Annotated in this window: 19 protein-coding genes and 1 tRNA gene; 6 read left to right on the top strand and 14 right to left on the bottom strand. The window is 62.9% G+C overall.

The features are described 5' to 3' along the window. Nucleotides 1-4 precede the first annotated feature (4 nt). The 3 genes from P3C29_RS01790 to P3C29_RS01780 are packed head-to-tail and all read right to left on the bottom strand — an operon-like array spanning nt 5 to nt 5,811. On the bottom strand, nt 5-1,447 hold the full coding sequence (locus P3C29_RS01790) for an efflux transporter outer membrane subunit (protein ID WP_275963775.1): 1,443 nt from the start codon (nt 1,445-1,447) through the stop codon (nt 5-7). Then, nucleotides 1,440-2,621 (bottom strand): efflux RND transporter periplasmic adaptor subunit, encoded by a 1,182-nt coding sequence (locus P3C29_RS01785; protein WP_275963774.1) that lies wholly within the window; start codon nt 2,619-2,621, stop codon nt 1,440-1,442. The genes P3C29_RS01790 and P3C29_RS01785 overlap by 8 nt, the downstream gene beginning before the upstream one ends. A 1-nt stretch (nt 2,622) precedes the next feature. Beyond that, on the bottom strand, nt 2,623-5,811 hold the full coding sequence (locus P3C29_RS01780; protein WP_275963773.1) for an efflux RND transporter permease subunit: 3,189 nt from the start codon (nt 5,809-5,811) through the stop codon (nt 2,623-2,625). Between the two features lie 288 nt (nt 5,812-6,099). Between P3C29_RS01780 and P3C29_RS01775 the strand changes: the two genes are divergently transcribed. Next, on the top strand, nt 6,100-6,516 hold the full coding sequence (locus P3C29_RS01775; RefSeq protein ID WP_275963772.1) for a MarR family winged helix-turn-helix transcriptional regulator: 417 nt from the start codon (nt 6,100-6,102) through the stop codon (nt 6,514-6,516). A gap of 871 nt (nt 6,517-7,387) precedes the next feature. Here the strand turns inward: P3C29_RS01775 and P3C29_RS01770 are convergent. The 4 genes from P3C29_RS01770 to P3C29_RS01755 are packed head-to-tail and all read right to left on the bottom strand — an operon-like array spanning nt 7,388 to nt 12,228. Further along, nucleotides 7,388-8,332 carry an aldo/keto reductase gene (locus tag P3C29_RS01770; RefSeq protein ID WP_201122585.1) on the bottom strand — a complete coding sequence of 315 codons (945 nt, stop codon included), beginning with the start codon at nt 8,330-8,332 and terminating at the stop codon, nt 7,388-7,390. Nucleotides 8,333-8,344: 12 nt separating this feature from the next. Next, nucleotides 8,345-9,694 (bottom strand): efflux transporter outer membrane subunit, encoded by a 1,350-nt coding sequence (locus P3C29_RS01765; protein WP_275963771.1) that lies wholly within the window; start codon nt 9,692-9,694, stop codon nt 8,345-8,347. Nucleotides 9,695-9,745: 51 nt separating this feature from the next. After that, a complete protein-coding gene (locus P3C29_RS01760) occupies nt 9,746-11,200 on the bottom strand; it encodes an MFS transporter (RefSeq protein ID WP_275963770.1) in 1,455 nt (484 codons plus the stop codon). Then, nucleotides 11,197-12,228, bottom strand: coding sequence for an HlyD family secretion protein (locus P3C29_RS01755; RefSeq protein ID WP_275963769.1), 1,032 nt, complete (start codon nt 12,226-12,228; stop codon nt 11,197-11,199). Before P3C29_RS01755 ends, P3C29_RS01760 begins: the two co-directional genes overlap by 4 nt. A 104-nt stretch (nt 12,229-12,332) precedes the next feature. On the opposite strand from P3C29_RS01755, the gene P3C29_RS01750 reads away from it, so the two are divergent. Together P3C29_RS01750 and mug are read left to right on the top strand one after the other, a co-directional pair. Further along, entirely contained in the window at nt 12,333-12,956 is a 624-nt protein-coding gene (locus P3C29_RS01750; protein WP_275963768.1) for a TetR/AcrR family transcriptional regulator, read from the top strand. Continuing rightward, nucleotides 12,953-13,468, top strand: a complete 516-nt coding sequence (gene mug / locus P3C29_RS01745) for a G/U mismatch-specific DNA glycosylase (RefSeq protein WP_275963767.1) — start codon at nt 12,953-12,955, stop codon at nt 13,466-13,468. Before P3C29_RS01750 ends, mug begins: the two co-directional genes overlap by 4 nt. Here the strand turns inward: mug and P3C29_RS01740 are convergent. From P3C29_RS01740 to P3C29_RS01725, 4 genes are read right to left on the bottom strand one after another with little or no spacing between them, the layout of a single operon-like run. Further along, nucleotides 13,465-14,583, bottom strand: a complete 1,119-nt coding sequence (locus P3C29_RS01740; protein WP_169387560.1) for an agmatine deiminase family protein — start codon at nt 14,581-14,583, stop codon at nt 13,465-13,467. The two genes, mug and P3C29_RS01740, sit on opposite strands and share 4 nt — an antisense overlap. 20 nt (nt 14,584-14,603) lie before the next feature. After that, complete coding sequence (locus tag P3C29_RS01735; RefSeq protein WP_275963766.1) at nt 14,604-15,692, bottom strand: extracellular solute-binding protein; 1,089 nt, start codon at nt 15,690-15,692, stop codon at nt 14,604-14,606. A 1-nt stretch (nt 15,693) separates the two neighbouring features. Next, the gene (gene aguB, locus P3C29_RS01730; protein WP_275963765.1) at nt 15,694-16,587 is read right to left on the bottom strand and encodes an N-carbamoylputrescine amidase; all 894 of its coding nucleotides are present in this window, start codon (nt 16,585-16,587) and stop codon (nt 15,694-15,696) included. A 4-nt stretch (nt 16,588-16,591) separates the two neighbouring features. Further along, nucleotides 16,592-17,644, bottom strand: a complete 1,053-nt coding sequence (locus P3C29_RS01725) for an agmatine deiminase family protein (RefSeq protein ID WP_275963764.1) — start codon at nt 17,642-17,644, stop codon at nt 16,592-16,594. A gap of 134 nt (nt 17,645-17,778) precedes the next feature. Between P3C29_RS01725 and P3C29_RS01720 the strand changes: the two genes are divergently transcribed. Further along, a complete protein-coding gene (locus P3C29_RS01720) occupies nt 17,779-18,648 on the top strand; it encodes a LysR substrate-binding domain-containing protein (protein ID WP_201122568.1) in 870 nt (289 codons plus the stop codon). Here the strand turns inward: P3C29_RS01720 and P3C29_RS01715 are convergent. Further along, nucleotides 18,645-20,690, bottom strand: coding sequence for a prolyl oligopeptidase family serine peptidase (locus P3C29_RS01715; protein ID WP_275963763.1), 2,046 nt, complete (start codon nt 20,688-20,690; stop codon nt 18,645-18,647). The two genes, P3C29_RS01720 and P3C29_RS01715, sit on opposite strands and share 4 nt — an antisense overlap. Before the next feature lie 159 nt (nt 20,691-20,849). Here P3C29_RS01715 and P3C29_RS01710 point away from each other — a divergent pair, with 159 nt between their 5' ends. After that, complete coding sequence (locus tag P3C29_RS01710) at nt 20,850-21,113, top strand: Ada metal-binding domain-containing protein (RefSeq protein ID WP_275963762.1); 264 nt, start codon at nt 20,850-20,852, stop codon at nt 21,111-21,113. A 65-nt stretch (nt 21,114-21,178) separates the two neighbouring features. Here the strand turns inward: P3C29_RS01710 and P3C29_RS01705 are convergent. Then, nucleotides 21,179-21,254 (bottom strand) — tRNA-Asn (locus tag P3C29_RS01705). Nucleotides 21,255-21,429: 175 nt separating this feature from the next. Between P3C29_RS01705 and P3C29_RS01700 the strand changes: the two genes are divergently transcribed. Next, complete coding sequence (locus tag P3C29_RS01700; protein WP_169387554.1) at nt 21,430-22,812, top strand: glycerophosphodiester phosphodiesterase family protein; 1,383 nt, start codon at nt 21,430-21,432, stop codon at nt 22,810-22,812. 57 nt (nt 22,813-22,869) lie between these two features. Here the strand turns inward: P3C29_RS01700 and P3C29_RS01695 are convergent, their stop codons facing one another. Beyond that, nucleotides 22,870-23,694: an SDR family NAD(P)-dependent oxidoreductase gene (locus P3C29_RS01695; protein WP_275963761.1), complete on the bottom strand. Its 825-nt coding sequence runs from the start codon at nt 23,692-23,694 to the stop codon at nt 22,870-22,872.

Genomic DNA, 23,694 nt, shown 5'->3' with positions numbered 1-23,694 from the left:
CTTATTACTCCTTGGGGTTCAATTGCGAGGTGTCGGCCAACTGGGCCAGGTTCCAGCCGCCACCCAATGCTTTGATCAGCCCTACGTTGGCACTTAACTGTTGAGTCTGTAGATCCAGCACCGTTCGCTGTGCCTGCAACGACGCCACTTGCGCCGTCACCACATCCAGGTACGCCGCGCCGCCCTGGCGATACCGCGCCAGTGACAAGTCCTCGGCGTACTGCGCCGCAGCCGCCGCGTCCCGCTGGTCTACCAGGGCGGTGTCGAGCCCCGAAATGATCGACAGGTTGTTCTCTACCTGCTCGAACGCGGTCAACACTACACCACGGTACTTGGCCGCGGCTTCATCGGTGGCCGCCTTGGCACTGTCGACCCCGGCCTGGCGCGCGCCGCCGTCAAAGATTGTCCCCACCAGCGACGGGCCAATGGCCCAGAACAGGTTGGGCGCGCTCAGCAAATGCGCGAACTCGTCGCTCTGGAAACCGCCCTGGGCACTCAGGGTAACCGCCGGGAACCAGGCGGCTTTGGCCACGCCTATGCGTGCGTTGGCCGAGGCGATCCGGCGTTCAGCGGCGGCAATGTCCGGCCGACGCTGCAACAGCGTAGACGGTACACCGGTGGGCACGCCGGGCAAGGCGATATCCGCAACGCTGGGGGCAATCGTGTAGGTCGATGCGGATTCACCCAGCATCGCCGCTATCGAATGTTCGAGCACCGCACGCTGCACCAGGTTCTGGCTCAGTTGGGATTTGACTGTCGACAGTTGGGTACGCGCCCGCGCCACGTCGAGGCCGGAAACGATGCCACCGCCGTGCAGGCCTTCGGTCAGGCTCAAGGCCTTGGCATAGGCGTCGCTGGTTTGCTGCAGCAACTGGTCTTGCCGGTCGATGCCACGCAGGCGGATGTAGCTGTCGGCCAACTGCGCCTGCAAGCTCAAGCGCACCGAAGCCAGGTCGGCCTTGGCGGCCTGGGCATCGCTGGTGCCGGCGGCCACGGTGTCGCGCACACGGCCCCACAGGTCGACTTCATAGTCCACCTCCACGCCCAGGGTCCCGGAATCGTAGACATTCGGCGGCGTGGTTGCGCGCAGTGGCCGGGTGTCGGACTGACGAATGCGCTGGGCATTGCCGAACCCCGATATCTTCGGAAACAGCCCGGATTGCGCCTGGGCCACGAACGCCTGGGCCTGGGAATAGTGAGCCAGCGCCGCACTCAAGTCCGGGTTGTTTTGCAGCAACTGCTGCTCCATGCCATCCAGTTGCGGGTCCTTGTAGATGTGCCACCAACCGTCGCGGCTCGCTTGGTCGTTCGGCGTGCCGACGGTCCACGGCCCCTGGGTGTGAAACTGCGCGGCCACGGGCACCTCTGGCACATCCAACGGCGGCGCAAGGTGGCAGGCGCCCAGGCCCAGGGTGGCGGCCAATACTAGGCAAGTGCGCTTAGCCATGGGGTTTGGCCTCTGGGGTGTTGGCGGCCAGTTGCACCGAATCGTCGTCGGCCAGGCCGTCGGGCGGGGTGTCGATCACCCGGTCGGTGGCAGCCAGGCCACTGCCGATTTCCACGCTGTCGCCGAAGTCCCGGGCAATGGTCACGGTCTTGAAGTGCACGTGATTGTTCCCATCAAGGGTCGCCACGCGCATGCCCTTGTCATCGAACACAAGAGCACTGGCGGGCAGGCGCAGCACGTCGGTCTGCACCGGCAAGGTGAATTGCACGCTGGTGTAGGCGCCCGGCAACAGGCGGCTGCCGGGGTTGTCCACCAGCAGTTGCACCAGGGTGCTGCCGGACGCGGCATTCACGGCATCGGCGGTGGCGATCACCTTGGCGGTGAAGGTTTCACCGCGATATTCCGGCACGCTCAGACGCGCCACGGTGCCCACCTGGATCTGCGGCGCTGACGATTGGGGCACCTGCACATACACCCGCAGGCGGCTGACGTCAGAGACCGCGAACAGCTCTTTGCCGGTGGCGCCACCGGCACTGATCAACGCCCCCACATCGGTGGAGCGCGCAGTGACCACGCCGGCGAACGGCGCGGTCAGGCGCTGGAAGCCCTTGGTGGCAATCAACTGGTCGACGTTGGCCTTGGCCGCGACCACTTTGGCCTGCTTGGCGGTCAGGTCGCCGGTGCGCTCATCCACGTCCTGGCGCGACACCGAGTCCGACGCAAGCATCGCCTGCCAGCGCTTGGCGGTGGTTTGTGCCAGCGACTCGTCGGCCTGGGCCGAAGCCAGTACGGCCTTGGCTTGCAGCAGTTGCTGATCGAGCTCCGGCGTGTCGATTTCGGCCAGCAGTTGCCCGGCCTTCACGTGGTCGCCGATGTCGACGTTCCAGGTCTTGAGGTAGCCATTGACCCGGGCAAAGATCGACGCCCGGGAGTACGCCTCGAGGCGTCCCGGCAGGTTCAGCACCGGGCCCTGGGGCTGCACGCTCGGGGTGATCAGGATCACGCTGGGCAAGGCCTGGGCGTCGGTCCAGGTTTTCAGATCGCGGGATTCGCTGGCGCGTACGCCGATGCCGAATACTACCACGGCAACCAGCACCACCAGCCCCAGCACCAGCCAGAGCAGACCACGGGATTTACGGCGGGGTGAACCCGGATTGGAAACGGAAATGGACATGTCAAACCCCTTGAGTGGCGGTGGTCGCAAGCGTGGCGTGCTGACGCCGCCCGTGCACAAGACTGAAAATCAGCGGAACCAGGAACAACGTGGCAATGGTGGCGAAGGCCAGCCCGCCGATGACCGCACGGCCCAGCGGGGCGTTCTGTTCGCCGCCCTCCCCCAGGCTCAGGGCCATCGGCGCCATGCCGATGATCATTGAAATGGCGGTCATCAGTACGGGGCGCAAACGGGTGAAGCCGGCTTCAAGGGCCGCCTGCACCGCATCACCGTGCACCGCGAGCCGCTCACGGCAGAAACTCACCACCAGGATGGCGTTGGCGGTGGCCACGCCCATGCACATGATCGCCCCGGTCAAGGCCGGCACCGACAGCGGCGTGTGGGTGACAAACAGCATCCACACAATGCCTGCGAGCGCCGCCGGCAAGGCGGTGATGATCACGAACGGGTCGGCCCAGGACTGGAAGTTGACCACGATCAGCAGGTAGATCAGCACCACCGCGCCGAGCAGGCCAAACAGCAGGCCGCTGAAGGCCGCGTTCATGGTTTGCACCTGGCCCTGCAACAGCACCTTGGAACCGGTGGGCACCTCGCTGGCGTGGGCGGCGATGATCTTCTGGATGTCCGCCGCCACCGCACCGAGGTCGCGGCCCTGGATCGCGGTCAATACTTCCACCACCGGCTGGATATCCGACTGGGTCACCACCGAGTTGCTGTGAGTGCGCTCGATGGAGGCCAGGCCGCCCAGGGTCTGGTCTGACGCTGCACCGGCGCTGCCGCTCAACGGCAGGTTATGCAGGGCCGCCAGTGTGTCGAGGCCGTACTGCGGGGTTTGCATCACAATCGGGTACGACACGCCGTTGGCCGGGTTGAGCCAGAAAGTCGGCGCCACCTGGCTGGAACCCGCCAGGTTGACCACCAGGCTGTTGGTCACATCGCGTTCGTTCAGGCCCACCAACTGCGCTTGCGTGCGGTCCACATCAATCTTGAACGTGGGCAGTTGCCGTGACTGCTGGATACGCGCATCCACCACGCCCGGCACCCGGCGAATGTCCCGCAGCAAGGTGCTGGCATAGGTGAAGTTGGCCGGCAGGTTATTCCCGGCGATTTGCACATCCACCGGCGCGGAAGAACCGAAGTTGAGAATCTGCCCGACGATGTCGGAGGCCGGGAACGAGAACACCGCATTCGGGAATTCACGAGGCAGTCGTTCACGCAGTTCGCGCATGTAGTCGGCGGTGGGGCGATGGCCCTCTTTCAGGCTGATCTGGATGTCGCTGTCCTGGGAGCCAACGGTGCCGGTGTTGTTGTAGGCGACGTTGATCCCGCTGATGGCCAGGCCGATGTTGTCGACGATGGCCGCCAGTTCCTGCGGCTCGATCACCTTGTGGAGGGTGTCTTCGATCTGCGAGACCAGCCGCGCATTGCTCTCCACCCGCGTGCCGATCGGCGCCCGCACATGCAGCAGGATCTGCCCGGAATCCACCTCAGGGAAAAAGTTGCGGCCCAGGAACGGCACCAGCGCAAACGACACGGCGACAAACGCCAGCATCGCAATCACCACGATACGGCGGTGATGCAAGGCACTTTCCAGCGCACCGTGGTAAACCCCGCGAAACGCCTCGAACTGGCGCTCGAACCCGCGCTGGAACTTCACCAGCGGGTTGCTCGATGGCGCCACCACCGGCGTACCGTCCGCATGGTGTTCATGCGGTTTGAGCAGGTAATTGGCGAGGGTCGGCACCAGGGTTCGCGAGAGGATGAACGAGGCGATCATCGCGAAGATCACTGCTTCCGCCATCGGCACAAACAGGAAACGCGCCACGCCTTCCAGGAAAAACATCGGCACAAACACGATGCAGATACACAGCAAGGAGACGAACGCCGGCGTGACGATCTGCGACGCACCGTCGAGGATCGCCGTCTCCACCGGCTTGCCCTGCTCCAGGTGCCAGTTGATGTTTTCGATGGTCACCGTGGCGTCGTCCACCAGAATCCCCACGGCCAGTGCCAGGCCGCCGAGGGTCATGATGTTGAGGGTTTCACCGAGCGCCGACAGCGTGGCAATCGACGACAGAATCGCCAGCGGAATCGACGTGGCGATGATCACCGTGGAGCGCCAACTGCCGAGGAACAACAGGATCATCAGGCTGGTCAGTGCCGCTGCAATCACCCCTTCCCGGGCCACACCGCTGATGGCCGAACGCACGAACAGCGACTGGTCGCCGATCAGGTCGATATTCAGGTTGGGCGGCAAGGCGCCCTTGTTGTCGGCCAGTTTGTCCTTGATGCCGGCGATCACCCCGAGGGTCGAGGCCGAACCGGTCTTGAGCACCGGCAGCAGCACGGAACGGTTGCCGTTGACGTGCACGATGTTGGTCTGCGGCGGGTTGCCGTCCCGCACCGTGGCCACGTCACGAATCAATACGGTGGTGCCGTCGGCGGTCTTGATCGGCAGGTTTTCCAGGTCGTGGAAATCCGTCGGCGAGTTGTTCAGTTGCAGGTTGAACTCATAACTGCCGATCTTTTGCGTGCCCACCGGGGTGATCAGGTTCTGGGTGGCCAGGGCGTTGGCCACGTCCTGCGCCGAGAGGCCCCGCGCCTGCATTCGCGCCGAATCGAGGTCGATCTGCACCTGGCGCGTCTTGCCGCCGAACGGGTACGGCAGCGCGGCACCGGGCACCGTGGTCAGCATCAGACGCACGGTGTTGAGGCCCAGATCGCCCAGCCGCTGCTCGGTGAGCCCTTTGCCGGACAACGCCAGTTGCACGATCGGCACCGTCGAGGCGCTGTAATTGAGCACCAGCGGCGGTGTGGTACCGGGCGGCAGTTGGCGCAGGATGGCCTGGGACACCGAGGTCACCTGTGCGTTGGCCGTACTGATATTGACCCCCGGCTGGAAGTACACCTTGACGATGCCGAAGCCGTTCAGCGACTGCGCCTCGATATGGCGGATGTCATTGACCGTGGTGGTCAGCACCCGCTCGAAGGGCGACGTGATACGGCCGGCCATCTGGTCCGGAGGCAAGCCGGTGTACTGCCAGATCACGGCAATCACGGGGATGCGAATTTCGGGGAAGATGTCGGTCGGGGTACGCCAGGCCGCGAGCGGGCCCACAATCAGAATGAAAATAGCCAATACCAGGAAGGTATAGGGGCGCCGCAATGCGATGCGCACAAGGTTGAGCATAGGTCTGATCCAGACAGGAAGTTGATGACTGAAGGAGGTACCAAACAGCGCTTCCCTCCTGCCCCGCCCGTCTGTGATCCGGGCCAACTGCACTGACATCCGGTCAAAATAGAGGCATATGCCACGATATAGCGTTTAGAGGCATACGCAACTAATTTGTTGCTACATGTGTCAATATTCATCTTGCCGGATTAACGTTCGGTTAACCCTTGGCCTGTAGCGAGTGACCCGCCTGTGAAATGCGCACCGCCCACCCTGAATAGCCCCAGCACCTGCTCCAACGGAGCCGTGCGTCGCGCGTCCCGTCGCATGGCGCAGATCTATGACGAAGCGTTTGTGCCGTTTGGCCTGAAGGCTACCCAGTATTCGCTGATGAACCACATCGCCCAGGGTGACGCGCCCAAAATGCGCGACCTGGCGCATTCGTTGGTGATGGACCTTTCGGCCCTGGGGCATACGCTCAAGCCGCTGGTGCGGGACGGGTTGGTGGTGTTGCAGGTGGACGAGCTGGATCGTCGCAGCCGGCGGGTGCTGTTGACCGACGCGGGGCAGCGCAAGTACGAGGAGGCGCGGGTAGTGTCTCGGCAAATGGCGGTGCGGTTTGATGAGGTGTTTGGTGCTGAGGCGGCTTGCGAGTTGCGCAAGGCCATGGACTTTATTGCGTCTGATGAGTTTGCTCGGGCGTTGTTGGGTAAGGGTGGGTGATTGGGGGCATATCCGTTTCTTCGGTTATGGCTGGTATGGGTTCCGCTCTTACAGCGGGTCACTTTTGAAAAGAGCCGGAATGCCGGCCCAGCCAAAAGTAACCAAAAGGCTCTTGCCCCACCACTCGGCACCTCGCTCACGCTCGGTGTGCCCTCACTCCGGYATTACTRCGCGGGCCGCCGCGACGGGGCGTCCCTGCCCCGTCGCGGCTAAACCGGCGTCCTGCCGGTTTACCCGCTCCGTACTACCTGCGTTCGGCCAGCGTGGTTTAACGGGGCGCCTAAGATCAAGATCAAAAGCAGATCAACAGCACAGCGGCCTACAGGCCGGCTTGAGTGGTGTGAAGCAAAGGCAACATCAAGATCAAAAGCTACAGCGGGCACGGTCAAATGTGGGAGCTGGCTTGCCTGCGATAGCATCGCCTCGGTGTACCTGAAAGACCGAGGTGTCTGCATCGCAGGCAAGCCAGCTCCCACAGAAAAGCAGAGCTGCATCCGCTTCAGATTTGGTTTTCGCTTTGCTTTTGCTGTGGCTTCTACCACTCAAGCCGGCCTGTAGGCCGCTGTGCTCTTGCTTTTGATCTTGATCTGGCTCTGACTGCCCCATTCAGCCCGAGGCCGAACGCAGGTATTGAGGAGCGGGTAAACCGGCAGGACGCCGGTTTAGCCGCGACGGGGCAGGGACGCCCCGTCGCGGCGGCCCGCGGAGCAATGCCGGAGTGAGGGAACACCGAGCCTAGGCGAGGTGCCGACAGGCGGGGCAGAGCCTTTTGCTTACTTTGGGGCTTTTCCAAAGTGAGTCGCTGTAAGAGCGAAACCATAAGTAGCCGTTACCTAAATAACGGATATGCCCCCCTCCCCCCCGATTGAACTCAAAACTTCTCCCGCGAAATAAACCCCAACACCCCGGTATCCATCACCGGATTAAAACGCACCCGGGTCGTGATGTCCTTCTCGATCTCACGCATCGCCGCCTGAGGCAATGTGGAAATATCCGCATCCTCCTGAATCCGCGCCGGCGTCACCGAGGACGTCAAAAACGCCACCCCACGCTGCACCGACCACGCCAGCGCAACCTGAGCCGGCGTCTTCTGCACCCGCCGCGCAATCGTGGTAATCACCGGTTCATCCAGCACCCGCGGCCTCATCCCATGCCCCAGCGGCGCAAACGCCAGCACCACAATCCCGTGCTGTTTGCAGAACTCCAGCAACTCCCATTCGGGCAAATAGGGATGTGACTCAACCTGCACCACCGCCGGTTTTATCCGCGCCACCGCCACCAGCTCCCGCAACGTTTCCAGGGTGATGTCCGATAACCCGATGGACTTGCAGCGCCCCTCATCCACCAACCGCTCAAGCACCCGCCACGTCTCGATCAGCGTCACACCCGAGTCATACAGCACATGCCCAAACGCGTCCCGTGGATGCAGCTCGTCACCCGGCAGAAACGCAAACGGCGTATGGATCATGTAGCAGTCGATCACATCCACCCGAAGCCTGCGGCAACTGGCCTCAAACGCCGGCACCACCCGCTCGGGCCGATGGTTGTTGTTCCACAGCTTGGTGGTGATGAACAGTTCCTCACGCCGGACTTTACCGGCCGCCATAGCGTCGTGAAGCGCCGCCCCCACCTGCGCCTCGTTGCCATACCGCTCGGCGCAATCGAAATGCCGAAAGCCCGCCTCCAACGCTTCCGTGACGGCCTGGGTGGTAGCCGTCAGGTCCCTGAACAGTGTGCCGAACCCCACCGCCGGCATCGCGCCCGCGCCATGCTGCAAAGGAAAACGGGTATCGCGAAGGGCATCGTAATAGCTCATTTTTTTACTCCACTAGCGTTTGAAATCGTTGACCGAGCGACCGCCGAGCGCCACGAACAGGCGCACGGTGTCGAGGTGTCGGGCGGTGCTCGCCCGGATCTGCCCGAGCAGCGCCTGCTCATAGGCGCGTTGTGCCTCCAGCACTTGCAGCAAGCCGTTCTCCCCTGCTCCATAGGCGTGCTGGTTCAGGCGCAAACTGTTGTCGGCGGCCTGTAGCGCAGCGGTCTGCGCCTGGTATTCCTCGGCGTCGTGGTTGATCGCCTGCAAGGTGTCTGCGACCTGGCCGAAGGACTGGATGACGGTCTGCTGATAGTGGGCGAGCGCGGCGTTGTAGCCCTCCACCGCCGCTTGACGCTCGGCCTTGCGGGTGCCGCCGTCGAAGATCGGGCCCGCCAGCCCGGCGGCGAACCCCCAGAGTGCTGCACCTCCGTTGCCCGACGCGGCCTGGGCCAGGGAGGCGGAAAGCTCAACATGGGGATAGAGATTGGCAGTGGCTACGCCGACCGCCGCACTGGCGGCGTGCAGTTCGGCTTCGGCTTGCTGCACGTCCGGGCGGTCGTGGGCCAGTTCGGACGGCAGGCTGACGGGCAGTGTGGTGGCCGAGGCAAATTCAGCCAGGTTGAAGTCCGGCGCACGCCAATCCGCCGGCCCCTTGCCGGCCAGGATCGACAGCGCATGCCGCGCCGCATCGCGCTGCTGGGCCAGTGGCGGCAACAGCGTGCGGTCCTGCGCCAGCCGCGTTTCGGCCAGGGAAATATCGAGCTGCGTCGCCGCGCCGCTGTGTTGCGCGGCGCGCACCAGTTCGAGGTTTTTTGCGTCGGTGGCGAGCAAGGTCTGCACCGCTTCCATCTGCGCAGTGGCCGAGGCCATCAACAACGCCTGGCTGGCGACGTCGCCCGTCAGCGTGAGGTAGGCCGCTTCGAAGCGGTGTTGCTGGAGATCGGCAAACGCTTGCTGTTGCTCGACCCGGCGCTGGTTACCGCCGAATACGTCGAGGTCGAAGCTGACCTGCGGGCCGACGCCGTAGAAGTTCGTCACCGCGGGCCGGGCGGCGTTATGCACGCGCTGGCGGCCCGCCTGAGCAGCGAACTCCACCTGCGGGAAAAGCGCACCTTCCGCCGCCGCCACCGACGCGGCCGCCTGGCGCAACGTGGCGTCCGCCGCCGCCGCCAGCTCAAGGTTGCCGGCAATCGCCCGGCGCATGACGCGGTCCAGCGTGTGGGAATGAAAGGTCGACCACCAGTCGACGCTCACCTTCTGGTTGAACGAAACGCGCTGTTCCGCCTGCACGTCATAGTGCTGCGAAGCGGTAACGGACGGCGCCTTATAGTCCGGGCCGACAGAACAGGCGGACAGGGTCATAACGGCCGTGATAACAAGCCCATGGGGTTTCATTTGGCACACTCCGGAAAACTAGTGGGTCGTGACAGGTTTACGCAGCAGCAGAACCAGCGGGCTCACCACCAGCATCGCCCACAGCAGAATCTTGAATTGGCCGAGCACCGCGATGAAGGCGGCCTGGCCGGTGATGGCTTCGTTGAGCGCACCGAGCCCGGCCAGGGACGTCGATGCCGGGACCGCCTGCACGGTCAGGTGGCTGGCCAGCGCCACGTGCATCGCCTGGGTATTGTTGAAGAAGAACCACTGCACCACCGCCACGCCGAGGGTGCTGCCGTAGACCCGGGACAGGTTGAACAGCCCGCTGCCTTCAGGGCGCAATGTGGGTGCGAGGGTGCTGAACGCCACCCGGGAAAGTGCCGGCATCAGCAGGCCCAGGCCCGCCCCCTGGATCGCGCCGGCCAGCGCCACCGGCCAGCCATCCATCAACGGCGAATAACCGAGCATCGAGTGGTTGGCGTAGATCACCACGGCGATACCGGCGACCACGAACGGGCGGCCATCCAGGTGCCCGGGCACGCGGTTCATCAGCCAGAACGCACCCAGCAGACCCACGCCACGGGGGATGGTGAGGAAGCCTGTGGTGTCCGGCGGGAAGCCGAGCAGTTCGTCCAGCATCGGCGAGGTCATCGCCATGGTCGGCAGCAGCACGAAACCGACCGCGAAGAAGATGATGGTCGACAGCACGAAGTTGCGGTCGCGCAATAACCCCTTGCTGATGAAGTGCGTACTGGACGTGAATCGGTGCGCGGCGAACAGGTAAAATCCCAGGGCGCTGGCGGCCGCTTCCAGCCAGATTTCGGGCGAGTCGAACCACTCCAGGCGCTGGCCCCGGTCGAGGAGCATTTGCAGGCCGATCACGCCGAGGGTAAAGCTGGCGAAACCTGCAAAATCAAAGGCCGGCGCGCTGTTGGCTTTCTTCTCGGGTTGCAACAACGCCACGATCAATACGGCGTAGGCCAACAGCGGCAGGCTGGCGTAAAACATCCAGCGCCAGCCGAAATGCTCGCTGATCCAGCCGCCAATCGCCGGGCCGCTGACGATGCCCAGCAGCCCGATGGCCGTCCACAGCGGGCCGAATGTTGGCCGCTTTTGCGCGGCCAATGTCTCCAGGGCGATGGCCATCGACAGCGGTGCCAATACGCCGCTGGCGGCCCCCTGGATTATCCGGGCGCCGACGAATTGCAGCGAGGTGGTTGCCCCGGTCGCGAGCAGCAATCCGACGGCGAAGATCGCTATCGCCGCCTGGTAAACCGCCTTCACACCGAAGCGCGCGGCGAGCCACTGGGCCACCGGCAAGGTGATCGCGCTGGCGGCCAGGTACGAGGTGAAGATCCACCCCGCCTCATCGTCCGTCATCGACAAACTGCCCTGGATAAACCTGAGGGCCGAGTTCGGCAGCGACACGTTGACCGCCTGCAGCCAGGTCACCAGCAACGCCGTGAACCTGAGGGTGAGTGCGCTGTTCATGGGCCGGTCCTGGTATCAACGGTTACGGTGGCGCTGGTGCCGGAGAACAGCGGCAAGTCGGCGCTGGCGTCATCCAGTTCCAGGCGCACAGGCACCCGCTGGACCACCTTGACCCAGTTGCCGGTGGCGTTCTCCGGCGGCAGCAAGGCGAAGTCGGCGCCGGCGCCCGGGCTCAGGCTGGTGATGTGGGCCTTGAAGGGATGGTCCGGGTACGTGTCGAGCCTGACGGTTGCCTGCTGGCCGGCCCGCATATGGGTCATCTGGGGCTCGCGAAAGTTGGCTTCAACCCAGGTGCGACGGGGCGACAGCAAGGCGAAGGCCGGCGCGCCGCTGTTCAGGTAGTCACCGACCTGCACGTCATCCACCTTGGCGACGACGCCATCGTCGGGCGCATACACCGTCGCGTACGAAAGGTAGAGTTGCGCTTCATCGAGCTGCGTCTGGGCCTCGCGAATCGCGGGATGGCGGTCGATTTCAATGTCTGGATTGCCGTTCAAGGCCACCACCGTATTGGCGAGCTGCTGCTCGATGGACGCGACGCGTTGCCGGGCGACTTTCAAGTCGGTGTCCGCTCGTTCAAACACGGCCTGAGACACGAACTCGGTAGCCACCAGGGCCTTTTTACGGGCGAATTCCTTCTGGTCGAAACCCGCCGACTCCCTAGCCGCTTGCAGTTCCGCCTGCTGTTGCCGGTAGCTGGCCTTGAGGCCTTCAATGCGCAAGCGCGCCACGCTCAATTGGGCCTGAGCACGGTCAACCGCCACCTGGAACGGCTCGGGGTTGATCCGCAACAACACCTGCCCTTTGCGCACCGCCTGGTTGTCTTCCACGGCGATCTCGACCACCTGCCCGGACACCCGCGCATTGACCGACGCCTTCGCCACCCGGGCATAGGCGTTATCGGTGGATACATAGGGCGCATCCTTCAGGTAATACACATACCCCGCCGCGGCCACGAGTACCGGAAAGCCCACCATCAACAGTGAACGCCAGGGTGTGCGGGTCGTGTTTTCCAACGCTCTGCTCATGATCGAATCACCTTTACTGAGCCCGGGATTTCTGAGGCTTTAATTTTATGCGATGATGCAAGAATATCGGCCCACCCACCTCTACTCAAGGATTTTTGTACGTCATGGCACAAAAAAAGATCACAGAGGCAAAAGGCCGTGGCCGCCCGCGCGCCTACGACCCTGAAACGGCGCTGCAAAAAGCCCTCGGGGTGTTCTGGAGTACGGGGTATTCCGGCGCCTCACTGGACGGCATCGCCACTGCTGCCGGGATGAACCGGCCGAGCCTGTACGCGGCGTTCGGCGACAAACACGCGATCTACCTCAAGGCGCTCGAGCAGTATTGGGGCCTCGCGTCAGCCGCCATCGACGAGGCATTGGACGACCCGAGCCTGAGCTTGGCCGACGCACTGATGCACCTGTATGAAGGCCAGTTGTCGATCTACTTTTCGGGGGACGGCGAGCCACGGGGCTGCTTTATCATCGGCACCGCCACCACCGAAGCGGTCGAGGACGCCGAGATTCGCGCCGTGCTGTTGCAGCGCCTCGACGCCCTCGACGCCCATCTCGAAACCCGCCTGCGCACGGCCATCGAGGCCGGTGAATTGAAAGGCGGTGCAGACCCGGCAGCCGTCGCCGTGCTCGCCGCCTCTTTGGTGCACAGCCTGTCGATTCGCGCTCGGGCGGGCAAACCTCACGCCGAGCTGATCGCACTCGCGCGCAGTGCCGTGCAGGTCATCTGCGGATGAAGGAAGGACTGGACGATGTTCTGGCCGAAAATCTCGCCGTGATTTTTTGCGGGATAAACCCGGGGCTGCAGGCCGCCGCCACCGGGCATCACTTCATGGGCAGGAGCAACCGGTTCTGGCGCACCCTGCACCTGGCCGGGTTTACGCCCCATGAAGTGCAGCCGGAAAACGACCGCACGATCCTGCATTATCAGTGCGGGCTGACCACGATGGTGGAGCGGCCTACGGCCCGGGCGGATCAGTTGTCGGCGGATGAATTCAAGGCGGCGGCAGCGCGTTTTGAAAGCAAGATCACCCGTTATGCGCCACGGTTTGTCGCGTTTCTGGGGAAGGCGGCGTACAGCGCGTTGAGCGGTCAGCGGGACATTGCGTGGGGGTTGCAGCCGCATGCTCTCGGACATTCCCGCGTGTGGGTTTTGCCTAACCCCAGCGGCAGGAACCTGGGCTTTACCCAGGCACAGTTGGTCGAGGCATACGGTCAACTGAAGCTGGCACTGGGTGCCCCCGCCTAAACCGCCGGCTGGTGACTGGTCACACAATGAATCCCGCCGCCACCCGCCGCAATCGCATCGATATCGAGCTGCACCACCTCGCGCTCAGGGTAGAGCCTGGACAGTAATTCAAAGGCTTTTGCGTCGGCCACCTTGTCGCCGAACTCGGGCGCAATCACTGCCCCATTGATGACAAAGTAGTTGATATAGCCCGGCGCAAAATCCGGATTGTTCCGGTTGAAACGGCTCTTGCGCGGATTAAGCGGCGGCGACACGGTGTGCACCTGCAGCGGCCGACCGTCTGCGTCGGTGGCCTGCTTGAGAATGTCCAGGTGCGCCAGCGTGACCTTGTGATCATAGGACTCGGGGTCGGTGTCGAGGTTGGCAATCACCACGCCCGGCTTGACGAAGCGCGCATAAAAATCGACGTGGGCATCGGTGATGTCCTGGCCTTTGATGCCCGGCAGCCAGATGATCTTGCGCAGGCCCAGGCGTGCCTTAAGCTCTGCCTCCACCTCGGCCTTGCTCCACCCGGGGTTGCGGTTGCCATTGATCCAGCTGCTCTCTGTCATGATCCCGGTGCCGTGGCCATCCACCTCGATAGCCCCGCCCTCGCCCACCAGTTCGCTGCGAATCGGCCGGGCCTCGGCGACTTCGGTGACCAGGGCAGCCACCTGCGCATCCTCGGCGTGCTGCTGTTTGTTGCCCCACCCGTTGAAATTGAAATCCACGGCGCCCAGCCCGCCCTGGCCATCGATGACAAAATTGGCACCGGTGTCGCGCATCCAGATGTCATCCAGCTCGGTGACCACAAACGTGGTGTTGCGGGTGCCGCATTTTTCTTCAGCCAGCGCTCGCTCCTCTTCCCGACAGAACACGGTCACCGGCTCGTGACGGGCGATGGCGCGGGCGATCCGGCCCAGGGCTGCTTGCACGTCGGGCGTAAAGTCCTCGTGAATGGCCTCCTGCGCGCCAAAGGCAATGAACGCCTGCTGATGTTTTTCGCCTTCGTCGGGCATGAACCAGTGGCCCTGGGTGGCGGCCTGTGCCCAGCGCGAGCCCAGCCCGACGGACACGGCAGCGCCCAGGGTGGCGACCACCGATACCTGTTTGATGAATTCGCGACGTGTTGCCATGGGTACCTCTGGAAGTGGGATCATTGGACGGTAGCGGTCTTGAATTTGGTCCATACGCGCATGCGTGCACGCATGTCCGCCTGGGGGATGTCTTTTCCCGGGATCAGACGCTCAAACGTGGCCTCATCCGGGTAGATCTGCGGGTTGTTGCGCATCGCCGGATCCACCTCGGGACGCGCCTTGGCGTTCGCGGTGGGGTAGCCGGTGAAGTTGCTGATGGCGGCCATGTTCTGCGGGCGCATCACGAAATTGATGAACGCGTAGGCGTACTCCGGATGCCGGGCATCGACGGGGATTGCCATCGTGTCCATCCACACCGTGGTGCCCTCGCGGGGGATGTGATAGTCGAACGTGACCTTTTTTCCGGCTGCGTCTGCCGCCCGTTGCGCCTGGGTCATGTCGCCGCTGTAGCCGAGGGACAGGCACAGGTTGCCGTTCACCAGGTCGGTCACCGACTGCGACTGGAACTTGCGGATGTAGGGTCGCAGCTTGAGCAACAGCTCGCTGGCGGCGGCCAGGTCAGCCGGCTTGGCGCTGCGCGGGTCACGCCCCAGGTAATTGAGGGCCACCGCCAGCACTTCATCCGGTGAGTCGATCAGGGAAATCCCGCAGTCGGCGAACTTGGCGGCAAGCTCCGGCTTGAATAACAGGTCGAGGCTGTTGACCGGCGCGTCCGGCATGCGCTGTTTGATCTGCTCGGTGTTGTAGGTCAGGCCGATGGTGCCCCAGGTGTAAGGAACCGTGGCGTTGTTCGAGTAGGTGTAGTGCGTGCGCAGCATCTGCAACCCGGGCTCGATGTCATTCAGCGCGGTGAGCCTGGACTGATCCAGCGGTTGCAGGCTGCCCGCGCGCATCAGCCGTTCGCCCACGGTGTCGCCAGGGAAAATCAGGTCATAACCGCTGCCACCGGCCATCAGCTTGGCCTCCAGGGTTTCGCTGCCGTCCATCACATCGTAGATCACCTGGATCCCGGTTTCGGCGGTGAACCGCGACAGCGTGTCCTCGGCAAAGTAATCGGCCCAGTTGTAGAGCTTCAGGGTTTTTTCTTCGGCGTGCAGGGACGACGCCAGCACCAGGGAGCCAAGCAACAGCGTACAGATAATCTTCATGTCAAAGCCCTCGGTGGGTGTGATGACCATCCAGACTCAACAACCCGCCATACATTTCCGGGCGACGGTCACGGTAGACGCCCCAGGTCAGGCGGTCCTCGCGCATCGCCGCCAGGTCGAGGCTGTGCACCAGCACACCGGTGCTGTCGCGGTCCGCTTCGGCAAGCAACTTGCCCTTGTGATTGCAGATAAAGGACGAGCCGTAGAAGTCCATCTGCAAGGCCGGGTCGGTGGTCGCCACCTCGCGACCGACACGGTTGGCAGCGACCACCGGCACCAGGTTGGCGGCGGCATGTCCGCGCATGGTCATCTGCCAATGGTCCCGGGAGTCCAGGGTCGCGCAGCCGGGTTCAGAGCCGATCGCCGTGGGAAACAGCAACACTTCAGCCCCCATCAGCGCCAGGCAGCGCGCGGTTTCGGGGAACCACTGATCCCAGCAGATGCCCAGGCCGATGCGCCCGAACGCCGTGTCCCAGACCCGAAAGCCGGTATCGCCGGGGCTGAAGTATTCCTTCTCCTGATAGCCGATGGCGTTGGGGATATGAGTCTTGCGATACACCCCCAGCAGTTGCCCGTCCGCATCGGCCACGCTCAGGGAGTTGAAGCAGGCGTTGCCGGCCTTTTCGAACCAACTGAGGGGCAGCACCACGCCCAACTCCCGGGCCAGGGCGGCGAAGCGTTTGAGCACCGCGCTGTGTCGGTATTCCTGCGCCAGCGCCAGGTGTTTGTGATGCTGCTCGATGCAAAAGTACGGCGTGGCAAACAGCTCTTGCAGCAGGATCACCCGGGCGCCCTGCCTGGCCGCGTCACGCACCAATTGCTCGGCCAGATCGAGGTTCGCGGACAGGTCCCAGGTGCAGGGCATTTGTGTGACAGCAATCGTCAGCACTGACATGGCATCACCCCTTCACCGGCCAGGCGGGTTGCTGTTGGGTGATGCAATGCACCCCGCCGCCGCCATGGGCCAGGTGATTGATGCGCACCGGCACCACCACGCGCCCCGGGAACGCACGGGCCAGGACATCGGCGGCGACCTGGTCGGCGTCAATGCCATAGGCGGGCATGATGATCGCGTGGTTGGCGATGTAGAAGTTGGTGTAGGAGGCGCAAAACACTTCAGCCTCGGTGTCCACCGCATCGGTGGCTTCATACAGTTCGATCATCTCGAAGCGACGGCCTCGGGCGTCGGTGGCCAACGCCAGGGCCCGACGGTTTTCCCGCACCACCTCGGCGTACACCGAATGGGTGTCATGGGTGGCATCCACCAGCAACACGCCCGGACGGGCAAATGCGCACACGCCATCGACATGGCCGTCGGTCATGTCGCCGGTCACGTGGTCGGGGTCGCCTGGCAGCCAGATGGTTTTTTTCACGCCCAGCAGGCGGGTGAAAACCTCCTCGATCTCGGCCTTGGTCACCCCCGGATTACGGTTGGGGTTGAGCAACACCGATTCGGTGGTGATCAACGTCCCCTCGCCGTCCACATGAATGGCGCCGCCTTCGTTGCTCAACGGTGTGCCCAGGCACTCCACGCCCAGGTGATTGAGCACACGGCGCGCCAGGCCTTCATCCAGGTCATGGGCCGACTTGCCGCCCCACGCGTTGAAACGCCAGCTCACACCGGCGAGCCCGTGTTGCGGATGGCACACAAAACTCGGGCCGGAATCGCGACACCAACTGTCATTCACCGCCAGTTCGATCAGTGCGATGTTTGGCCCGCACAACGCCCTGGCGCTGGCCACAGCCGAAGGATCGACGATCATTTTCACCGGTTCGAACCGCGCAATCGCATTGGCGACACGGGCAAAGTCCTCCTGCACCAGCGCCAATGTAACGCCCCAGCCGGACTCCCACAGCGCCTGGTTATGCGGCCAGACCATCCACGTCGCGGCATGCCTGGCCCACTCCGCCGGCATCCACCCGCCACCGTTTTGAATTTCATTCTGCTGCATGACAAATACCTTTGAGTTAAGTCATTGTGTTCAATGAAAACTGCCTGTGAGGTCTTGGCATGCATGCTACGGCTGTAAAAACGGGCTAACAAACGATGGATTTTGTGGAAAACTGATTAGAGGAACTTATCAGCATGCTTAACCATTGGCCGCCGCTCGGCACCCTTCGCGGCTTCGAAGCCGCCGCCCGGCTGGGCAGTTTCCACAAGGCCGCCGAGGAGCTGCACCTCACTCAATCGGCCATCAGCCAGCAAATTCGCAGCCTTGAGGCGTACCTGGAGCAACCGCTGTTTTTCCGCAGTGGGCGCAGCGTCAGCCTGACGGATGCCGGGCACGACTTCCTCAGCACCACCCAGGCTCTATTGCAGCAATTGGCCGTGGGCGTTCGTCGCCTGGGGCAGTACCGCAAGCCCAACCAGTTGGTGCTCAACACCACGCCGACCTTCGCCCGCCACTGGCTGCTGCCGCGCCTGGAGGATTTCCGCCGCCAGCACCCGGAAGTGGACCTGTGGATTTTCAGCACCGACGAAGTCCCGGACATGGCCAGCCAGACCATCGACCTGGCCGTGCGCGACGACATCAGCTCCCAGGCCGAATGCAGCTTCAAGGTGCTGCATGCCGACCGCCTGTTTCCCGCGTGCAACCCACGCGTGCTGGCACTGCCCAGGGAGGAGCGCACCACCCTGCACGGCGAACGGGAGATGGATTGGAGCCATTGGGCGGTGGAGGCCGGGATTGATGTGGGGCAAAAGGATCAGGGGCTGAATTTCTCCGACCCCGGGCTGTTGCTGGAGGCGGCGTGTACCGGGTTGGGGATTGCGCTGGTCAGCCAGTTATTGAGCCGACAGGCATTGGAAGACGGGTTGCTGCAACCGCTGGTAGAGGCAACCATTCGCGGGCCCAACTGGGCCTTGCTGACCCACCGCGACAGCGAGAACAACCCGCTGGCACGGTGCTTCAGTGAGTGGTTGACGCGCAACCTGGTCACCGCCGGTGCCGATTAGTCCCGGCTGACGCTCAGCTTCTCCCACAAGAAGCGGTAGACCAGCGCACTCATGTGCGCAGCCTGCGCGTTGTCCGCCGCCCCGCCGTGCCCGCCCTCGATGTTTTCGTAATACGTCACGTCCTTGCCGGCCTCGATCATCTTCGCCGCCAGCTTGCGGGCGTGGGCCGGGTGCACACGGTCGTCGCGGGTGGAGGTCAGGAAAAACACCGGTGGGTAGGTCTTCGCCGGGTCAAACAGGTGGTACGGCGAAAACGTCTGGATGTAGGCCCACTCTTCGGGCTCGTCCGGGTTGCCGTATTCCTCCATCCACGACGCCCCGGCCAGCAAGTGGTGGTAGCGCTGCATATCGAGCAAAGGCACCTGGGACACGATTGCACCGAACAGCTCCGGGTATTGGGTGAGCATATTGCCGGTCAACAGGCCGCCGTTACTGCCGCCCTCCGCGCCCAGGTGGCGGGGCGAAGTGATCCCGCGGGCGATCAGGTCCCGGGCCACCGCCGCGAAATCTTCATAGGCCCGCCCACGGTTCTGCTTGAGTGCCGCCTGGTGCCAGCGCGGGCCGTATTCACCGCCACCACGAATGTTGGCAACCACGTACACGCCACCTTTCGAGAGCCAGGCGCGGCCTACTTCACCGGAGTAATTCGGCGTCAGGGAGACCTCGAAACCGCCGTAGCCATAGAGCAAGGTCGGCGCCGTGCCATCGAGTTGCAAGTCCTTGCCGCGCACCATGAAATACGGCACACGGGTGCCATCCCTGGAGACCGCGAACTGCTGCTCGATCACGTGCTGGCTTGAGTCGAAAAATGCCGGCAGGGTTTTCAGCACCTCGGGCGCCTGACCGATCTCGGCCAGCGCCAGGGTGGTCGGCGTCAGGTAATCGGTGGTCACCAGCCAGACGGCATCACTGTCGTCGCTGTCCACTGCGCGGGCATACACCGTGCCCATGCCGGGCGCCCCCGTGAACGGGCTGTGCTGCCATCCGTTCGCGCCGGGCGTGAGCACGCTGAGGCGACTCTTGACGTGATCGAGCACGTTCAGCACCAGGTGATTCAGGGTCCAGGTAAACCCTGTCAGCGAGGTGCTGTCCGTGGGCGTGAACAACACCTCGAAATCCCGCTGGCCTGCCATGAAGCGATCAACGTTGATCGCCAGCAAGGAGCCCGAGACAAACACTTCATCCAGCGCCCAGTCCTCGCGTAACTCCAGCAGCAGCCAGTCTTTATGCACCGACTTTTCAGCCGAGTTCGGCGCGTCGATTTTGCTCAACTGGCCATCGTTGCCCCGCAGGTACAGCTCGTTGTTGTAGAACGCCAGCGTACGGCTGACGAAGTCACGCTCATAGCCGGGCGTATCGTCGTGCATCGCCGCGATGTACATATCATCCAGCGTGCCTTCGTAGACAACACGGGCGGCACTCAGCGGCGTGCCGCGCTGCCACTGCTTGGCGATGCGAGGGTAACCCGAGCGGGTCATCGAGCCTTCGCCAAAATCGGTGAAGACATACACGTTGTCACGGTCGATCCAGCCCAGGCCGCCCTTGGACTCCGGCAACTGGAAGCCGTCTTCGACCCAGGTCTTGCTGGCCAGATCAAACTCGCGGATGACACCCGCATCAGCCCCGCCGCGCGACAACTCCAGCAGGCAGCGCTGGTAATCCGGGCGCAAGTAATCAGCACCGTGCCACACCCAGTTTTCGCCTTCGGCGGCGTTCAGTGCATCCAGGTCCAGCAGCGTTTCCCAGGCAGGTTGCGCCTTGCGGTACTCCGCCGGGGTGGTACGACGCCACAGGCCGCGCGGGTGAGCGGCGTCCATCCAGAAGTTGTAGTAATAAGCACCGACCTTGTTGACGTGGGGGATGTTGCTGTCCGAGTCCAGCATCTCCAGCACGTCGGCCTTGATTTGCTTGAAGCTGTCGGAGCGGGCGAGCCGGTCTTCGGTCTTGAGGTTTTGGGCTTGTACCCAGTCCAGTGACCGGGTGCTGTCGATGTCTTCAAGCCATAGGTAGGGGTCGGTGGACGTTTCGGGAAGTGTTGGCATGTTCGACTCCTGTCGGAAATCAGTGATGGATAACGCGTAGGGTGCCCGACTTTGACTGTCTTTGAGCGATAAAAAAAGCAAGAAACCGGGTGTGCTACCCAATATGAAAGGCGATACATAGGGACGCAAGCGCGGGCCGTTACGGCAGGAGTACAGGCGATGGCTGAAAAAACCGTATGGATACTGATGGGCGCAGACGCAGAACCTTTCCCAAGCCCCGAGCCGGGAACGCTGGGCGGGCACCGTCGTAGCAGGCTCTATGGAAAGCTCGACTGCCGTGCGGCACTGCAAGCGATTGCGCGCGGCGGCTATGTGAAAAATCGCGTGTTTTTTCTCGATGAATTCACTGCTATCGCGGCTGGATATCGTCCTTGTGCAGTCTGTATGCCCGACGAATACCGTCTGTTTCGAGGACACGCCTGAATCGAGTGGTCGGGTCAAATTCCAGGCAAAAAAAAGCCTGCATCGCTGCAGGCTTTTTTACTATCTGGCTCCACGACCTGGACTCGAACCAGGGACCCAATGATTAACAGTCATTTGCTCTACCAACTGAGCTATCGCGGAATGCGCCGTATGTTACTGATTGAAAAGGAGAAGTCAAGCGTTCAGTGAGATTTTGTGTACCCCAGATTGCGCCGCGCCCGGAAATCATCATCTCCACACTTGTCACAACGCTGTCATACGCCAACGCCAACATCCGCAGATACCCCGCTCCTACCCTCCTCTTGAAGGACAACATATGCACACTCGCTCAGGCCCGCCTGCGGTAAAAACCCTGCTCGCCCGTTTTATCGTTATCGGATGCGCCCTGACGGTGAGCGCGTGTGACAGTGTGACCAAGAGCGCACCGGTCGCCTCTGCTTCGTTCAAGACCCTCGACGGTGCACCGCCCCTGGTGATCGGCCATCGCGGCCTGCCGGGGCTTTACCCGGAGGAAACCCGGGCCTCGTATGAACATGCGGCCGATGCGGGGGCGGATTCGCTGGAGCTGGACCTGCACATGACCAAGGACTGTGTACTGGTGGCCCGACACAATCCCTGGTTGAGCGACAACACCAACATCAGCGACGTCGCGAAGACCAACCCAGAGGTTGCACGCCGCAAACGTACGGTTCCGGGCGTACTGGTTAACGTCCGGTATCCGGCCACCGCCGAGAATGGCCCGGCCCAGTACCTGAGCGACTTGACCAACCCCAACGATCCAAAATCCGTGCTGAAGTCCTTGATCGTGGATGGCGAAGACCATACCAATGACTGGTCTATCAGCGATTTCACCCTGGCCGAACTCAAGCAATGGATCGGCGGCACAACCTACGATGCCCGGGACGAGCGCCCCACCGACCTCAACGGCAAGTTGCCGATCCTGAGCTTCCAGGAAGTGATCGACATTGCCAAAGCCAAAAGTGCCGCCACCGGCCGGGTGATCACGACCTACCCCGAAAGCAAGAACCCGATCTGGAACAACGCCCAGGCCATTGCCAATGGGTGCGGCGCGCCGGGCAGTCATCCGTTCGAAGCCGCGTTTCTCAAGACCCTGAAAGACAACAACCTCAATCGCAAAGACGCGCCGGTGTTTGTGCAGAGCTTTGACCCCAACAGCCTGAAATACCTACGCTCTATCGGCCTGCAAGCCAGGGCTGTTCAACTGGTGGATGGGAACGGGGTGAACTTCAAGACCGGCGAAACCATTTTCATCACCGACAAACCCAACACCTTCGTCAGCGGCCGCCCTTATAGCTGGACCGTCGCGGGCGACCCACGCTCGTTTGGTGCGCTGCTGACACCGGCCGGGTTGGCCGAGGTCAAGACCTACGCCGACGGCATCGGCCCGTGGAAGCCACAAGCGATGTCGCTGACCGCCACTTCAGCGCCAAACCCCGGATTGCCCGAGGTCGACACCTTCAAGCCCACCAGCCTGATCAGCGATGCGCACAAGGCCGGGCTGTTCGTCCATATCTTCACCTTCCGCAACGAAGCGAAGTACCTGGCAGGCGCCTACAAGGGCAACCCGGCGGCCGAATACCTGGCCTTTTTCCGGGCCGGTGTTGATGGTGTATTTACAGACTTCACGCCGACTGCCGTTGCTGCCCGAAATACCTACCTGAAAGAAGTCACGCGCTAAAAAGCGGACGGCAGTTGTGAACCAGCTGCCGTCAGCTTCCCCCGCTCGATAATGCCCTCAGGCCAAGCCCGTCAACACCGCGCTGTCATTCCAAAGCTTCTGCGCAACATCCTCACGCCTAGCCAGCTCGGACGGCTCGGGCCACGTCACCTCGCCCCTCACAAGGGATGCATACAGACGCCCGGGCGGCGGAACGATGCGCCCAAGCGCAAGATCGGCCAGGACGTGCCCGGCGTGCAGGCGCGCGGCCTCAGCCTGTTGAGCGCTCGATAGCGGCAGCGTCCCCGGCGGCAAGTTGCGCCCCAGACCAGTACCGGGAATATACCCAGGGTTATAAGCAATCACTCGGGCATCGGATGCCGCCGCGAAGGCACGCGCCGTCAACAGGTTGCACAGCTTCGACGTGGCGTAAGCGCGGAATCCGGACTCGAATGCCAGGCCGCCAGATTCAAGGTCCAGGTACGCCAGTTGGTGTGCATCGACATAGGGAAACGGGGTGACCGGGCTGAACATCGGGTCATGGGTATTGCTGGTGGTGATCACCACAATCGCATCAGGTGCCAACGCAGGGGCAAGCAGCCGCAGCAGTAAATAGTGGCCGAGGTGATTCACCGCAAAGGTGGTCTCATAACCGTCCACCGTGCGCACCGCTGTGGGAAAGCTGAGCCCGGCATTCAGCACCAGGGCATCAATCTTCGTCTCGCCCAGGGTATCGAGTACTTGCCTGGCGAACTGCCTGACGCTGCTTAGGCTCGCCAGCTCCAGGGGCCAACGGGTTTCACGCCCGCCAAGGATAAGCCGGGTGCCAGGAGTCGAGCTCAACCGCTGCGTAGTCGCTTCCCCCAGGCCGAACGTCCCGCCGGTCATGATGATCGTGCTCAT

Origin of the sequence: Pseudomonas sp. 1912-s, from assembly GCF_029269205.1 — a bacterium.
Taxonomy (GTDB): domain Bacteria; phylum Pseudomonadota; class Gammaproteobacteria; order Pseudomonadales; family Pseudomonadaceae; genus Aquipseudomonas.
This window is presented reverse-complemented; position numbering and strand designations above follow the sequence as displayed.

Excerpts from the sequence above, each read along its gene's own strand:
- P3C29_RS01750 (WP_275963768.1), top strand. The coding sequence starts at position 12,333 with ATGGCACAAAAAAAGATCACAGAGGCAAAAGGCCGTGGCCGCCCGCGC.
- P3C29_RS01770 (WP_201122585.1), bottom strand. The coding sequence starts at position 8,332 with ATGAGCTATTACGATGCCCTTCGCGATACCCGTTTTCCTTTGCAGCAT.
- mug (WP_275963767.1), top strand. The coding sequence starts at position 12,953 with ATGAAGGAAGGACTGGACGATGTTCTGGCCGAAAATCTCGCCGTGATT.
- P3C29_RS01780 (WP_275963773.1), bottom strand. The coding sequence starts at position 5,811 with ATGCTCAACCTTGTGCGCATCGCATTGCGGCGCCCCTATACCTTCCTG.
- P3C29_RS01720 (WP_201122568.1), top strand. The coding sequence starts at position 17,779 with ATGCTTAACCATTGGCCGCCGCTCGGCACCCTTCGCGGCTTCGAAGCC.
- P3C29_RS01740 (WP_169387560.1), bottom strand. The coding sequence starts at position 14,583 with ATGGCAACACGTCGCGAATTCATCAAACAGGTATCGGTGGTCGCCACC.
- P3C29_RS01715 (WP_275963763.1), bottom strand. The coding sequence starts at position 20,690 with ATGCCAACACTTCCCGAAACGTCCACCGACCCCTACCTATGGCTTGAA.
- P3C29_RS01695 (WP_275963761.1), bottom strand. The coding sequence starts at position 23,694 with ATGAGCACGATCATCATGACCGGCGGGACGTTCGGCCTGGGGGAAGCG.
- P3C29_RS01765 (WP_275963771.1), bottom strand. The coding sequence starts at position 9,694 with ATGACCCTGTCCGCCTGTTCTGTCGGCCCGGACTATAAGGCGCCGTCC.
- P3C29_RS01790 (WP_275963775.1), bottom strand. The coding sequence starts at position 1,447 with ATGGCTAAGCGCACTTGCCTAGTATTGGCCGCCACCCTGGGCCTGGGC.
- P3C29_RS01700 (WP_169387554.1), top strand. The coding sequence starts at position 21,430 with ATGCACACTCGCTCAGGCCCGCCTGCGGTAAAAACCCTGCTCGCCCGT.
- P3C29_RS01755 (WP_275963769.1), bottom strand. The coding sequence starts at position 12,228 with ATGAGCAGAGCGTTGGAAAACACGACCCGCACACCCTGGCGTTCACTG.
- aguB (WP_275963765.1), bottom strand. The coding sequence starts at position 16,587 with ATGTCAGTGCTGACGATTGCTGTCACACAAATGCCCTGCACCTGGGAC.
- P3C29_RS01710 (WP_275963762.1), top strand. The coding sequence starts at position 20,850 with ATGGCTGAAAAAACCGTATGGATACTGATGGGCGCAGACGCAGAACCT.
- P3C29_RS01785 (WP_275963774.1), bottom strand. The coding sequence starts at position 2,621 with ATGTCCATTTCCGTTTCCAATCCGGGTTCACCCCGCCGTAAATCCCGT.
- P3C29_RS01725 (WP_275963764.1), bottom strand. The coding sequence starts at position 17,644 with ATGCAGCAGAATGAAATTCAAAACGGTGGCGGGTGGATGCCGGCGGAG.
- P3C29_RS01760 (WP_275963770.1), bottom strand. The coding sequence starts at position 11,200 with ATGAACAGCGCACTCACCCTCAGGTTCACGGCGTTGCTGGTGACCTGG.
- P3C29_RS01735 (WP_275963766.1), bottom strand. The coding sequence starts at position 15,692 with ATGAAGATTATCTGTACGCTGTTGCTTGGCTCCCTGGTGCTGGCGTCG.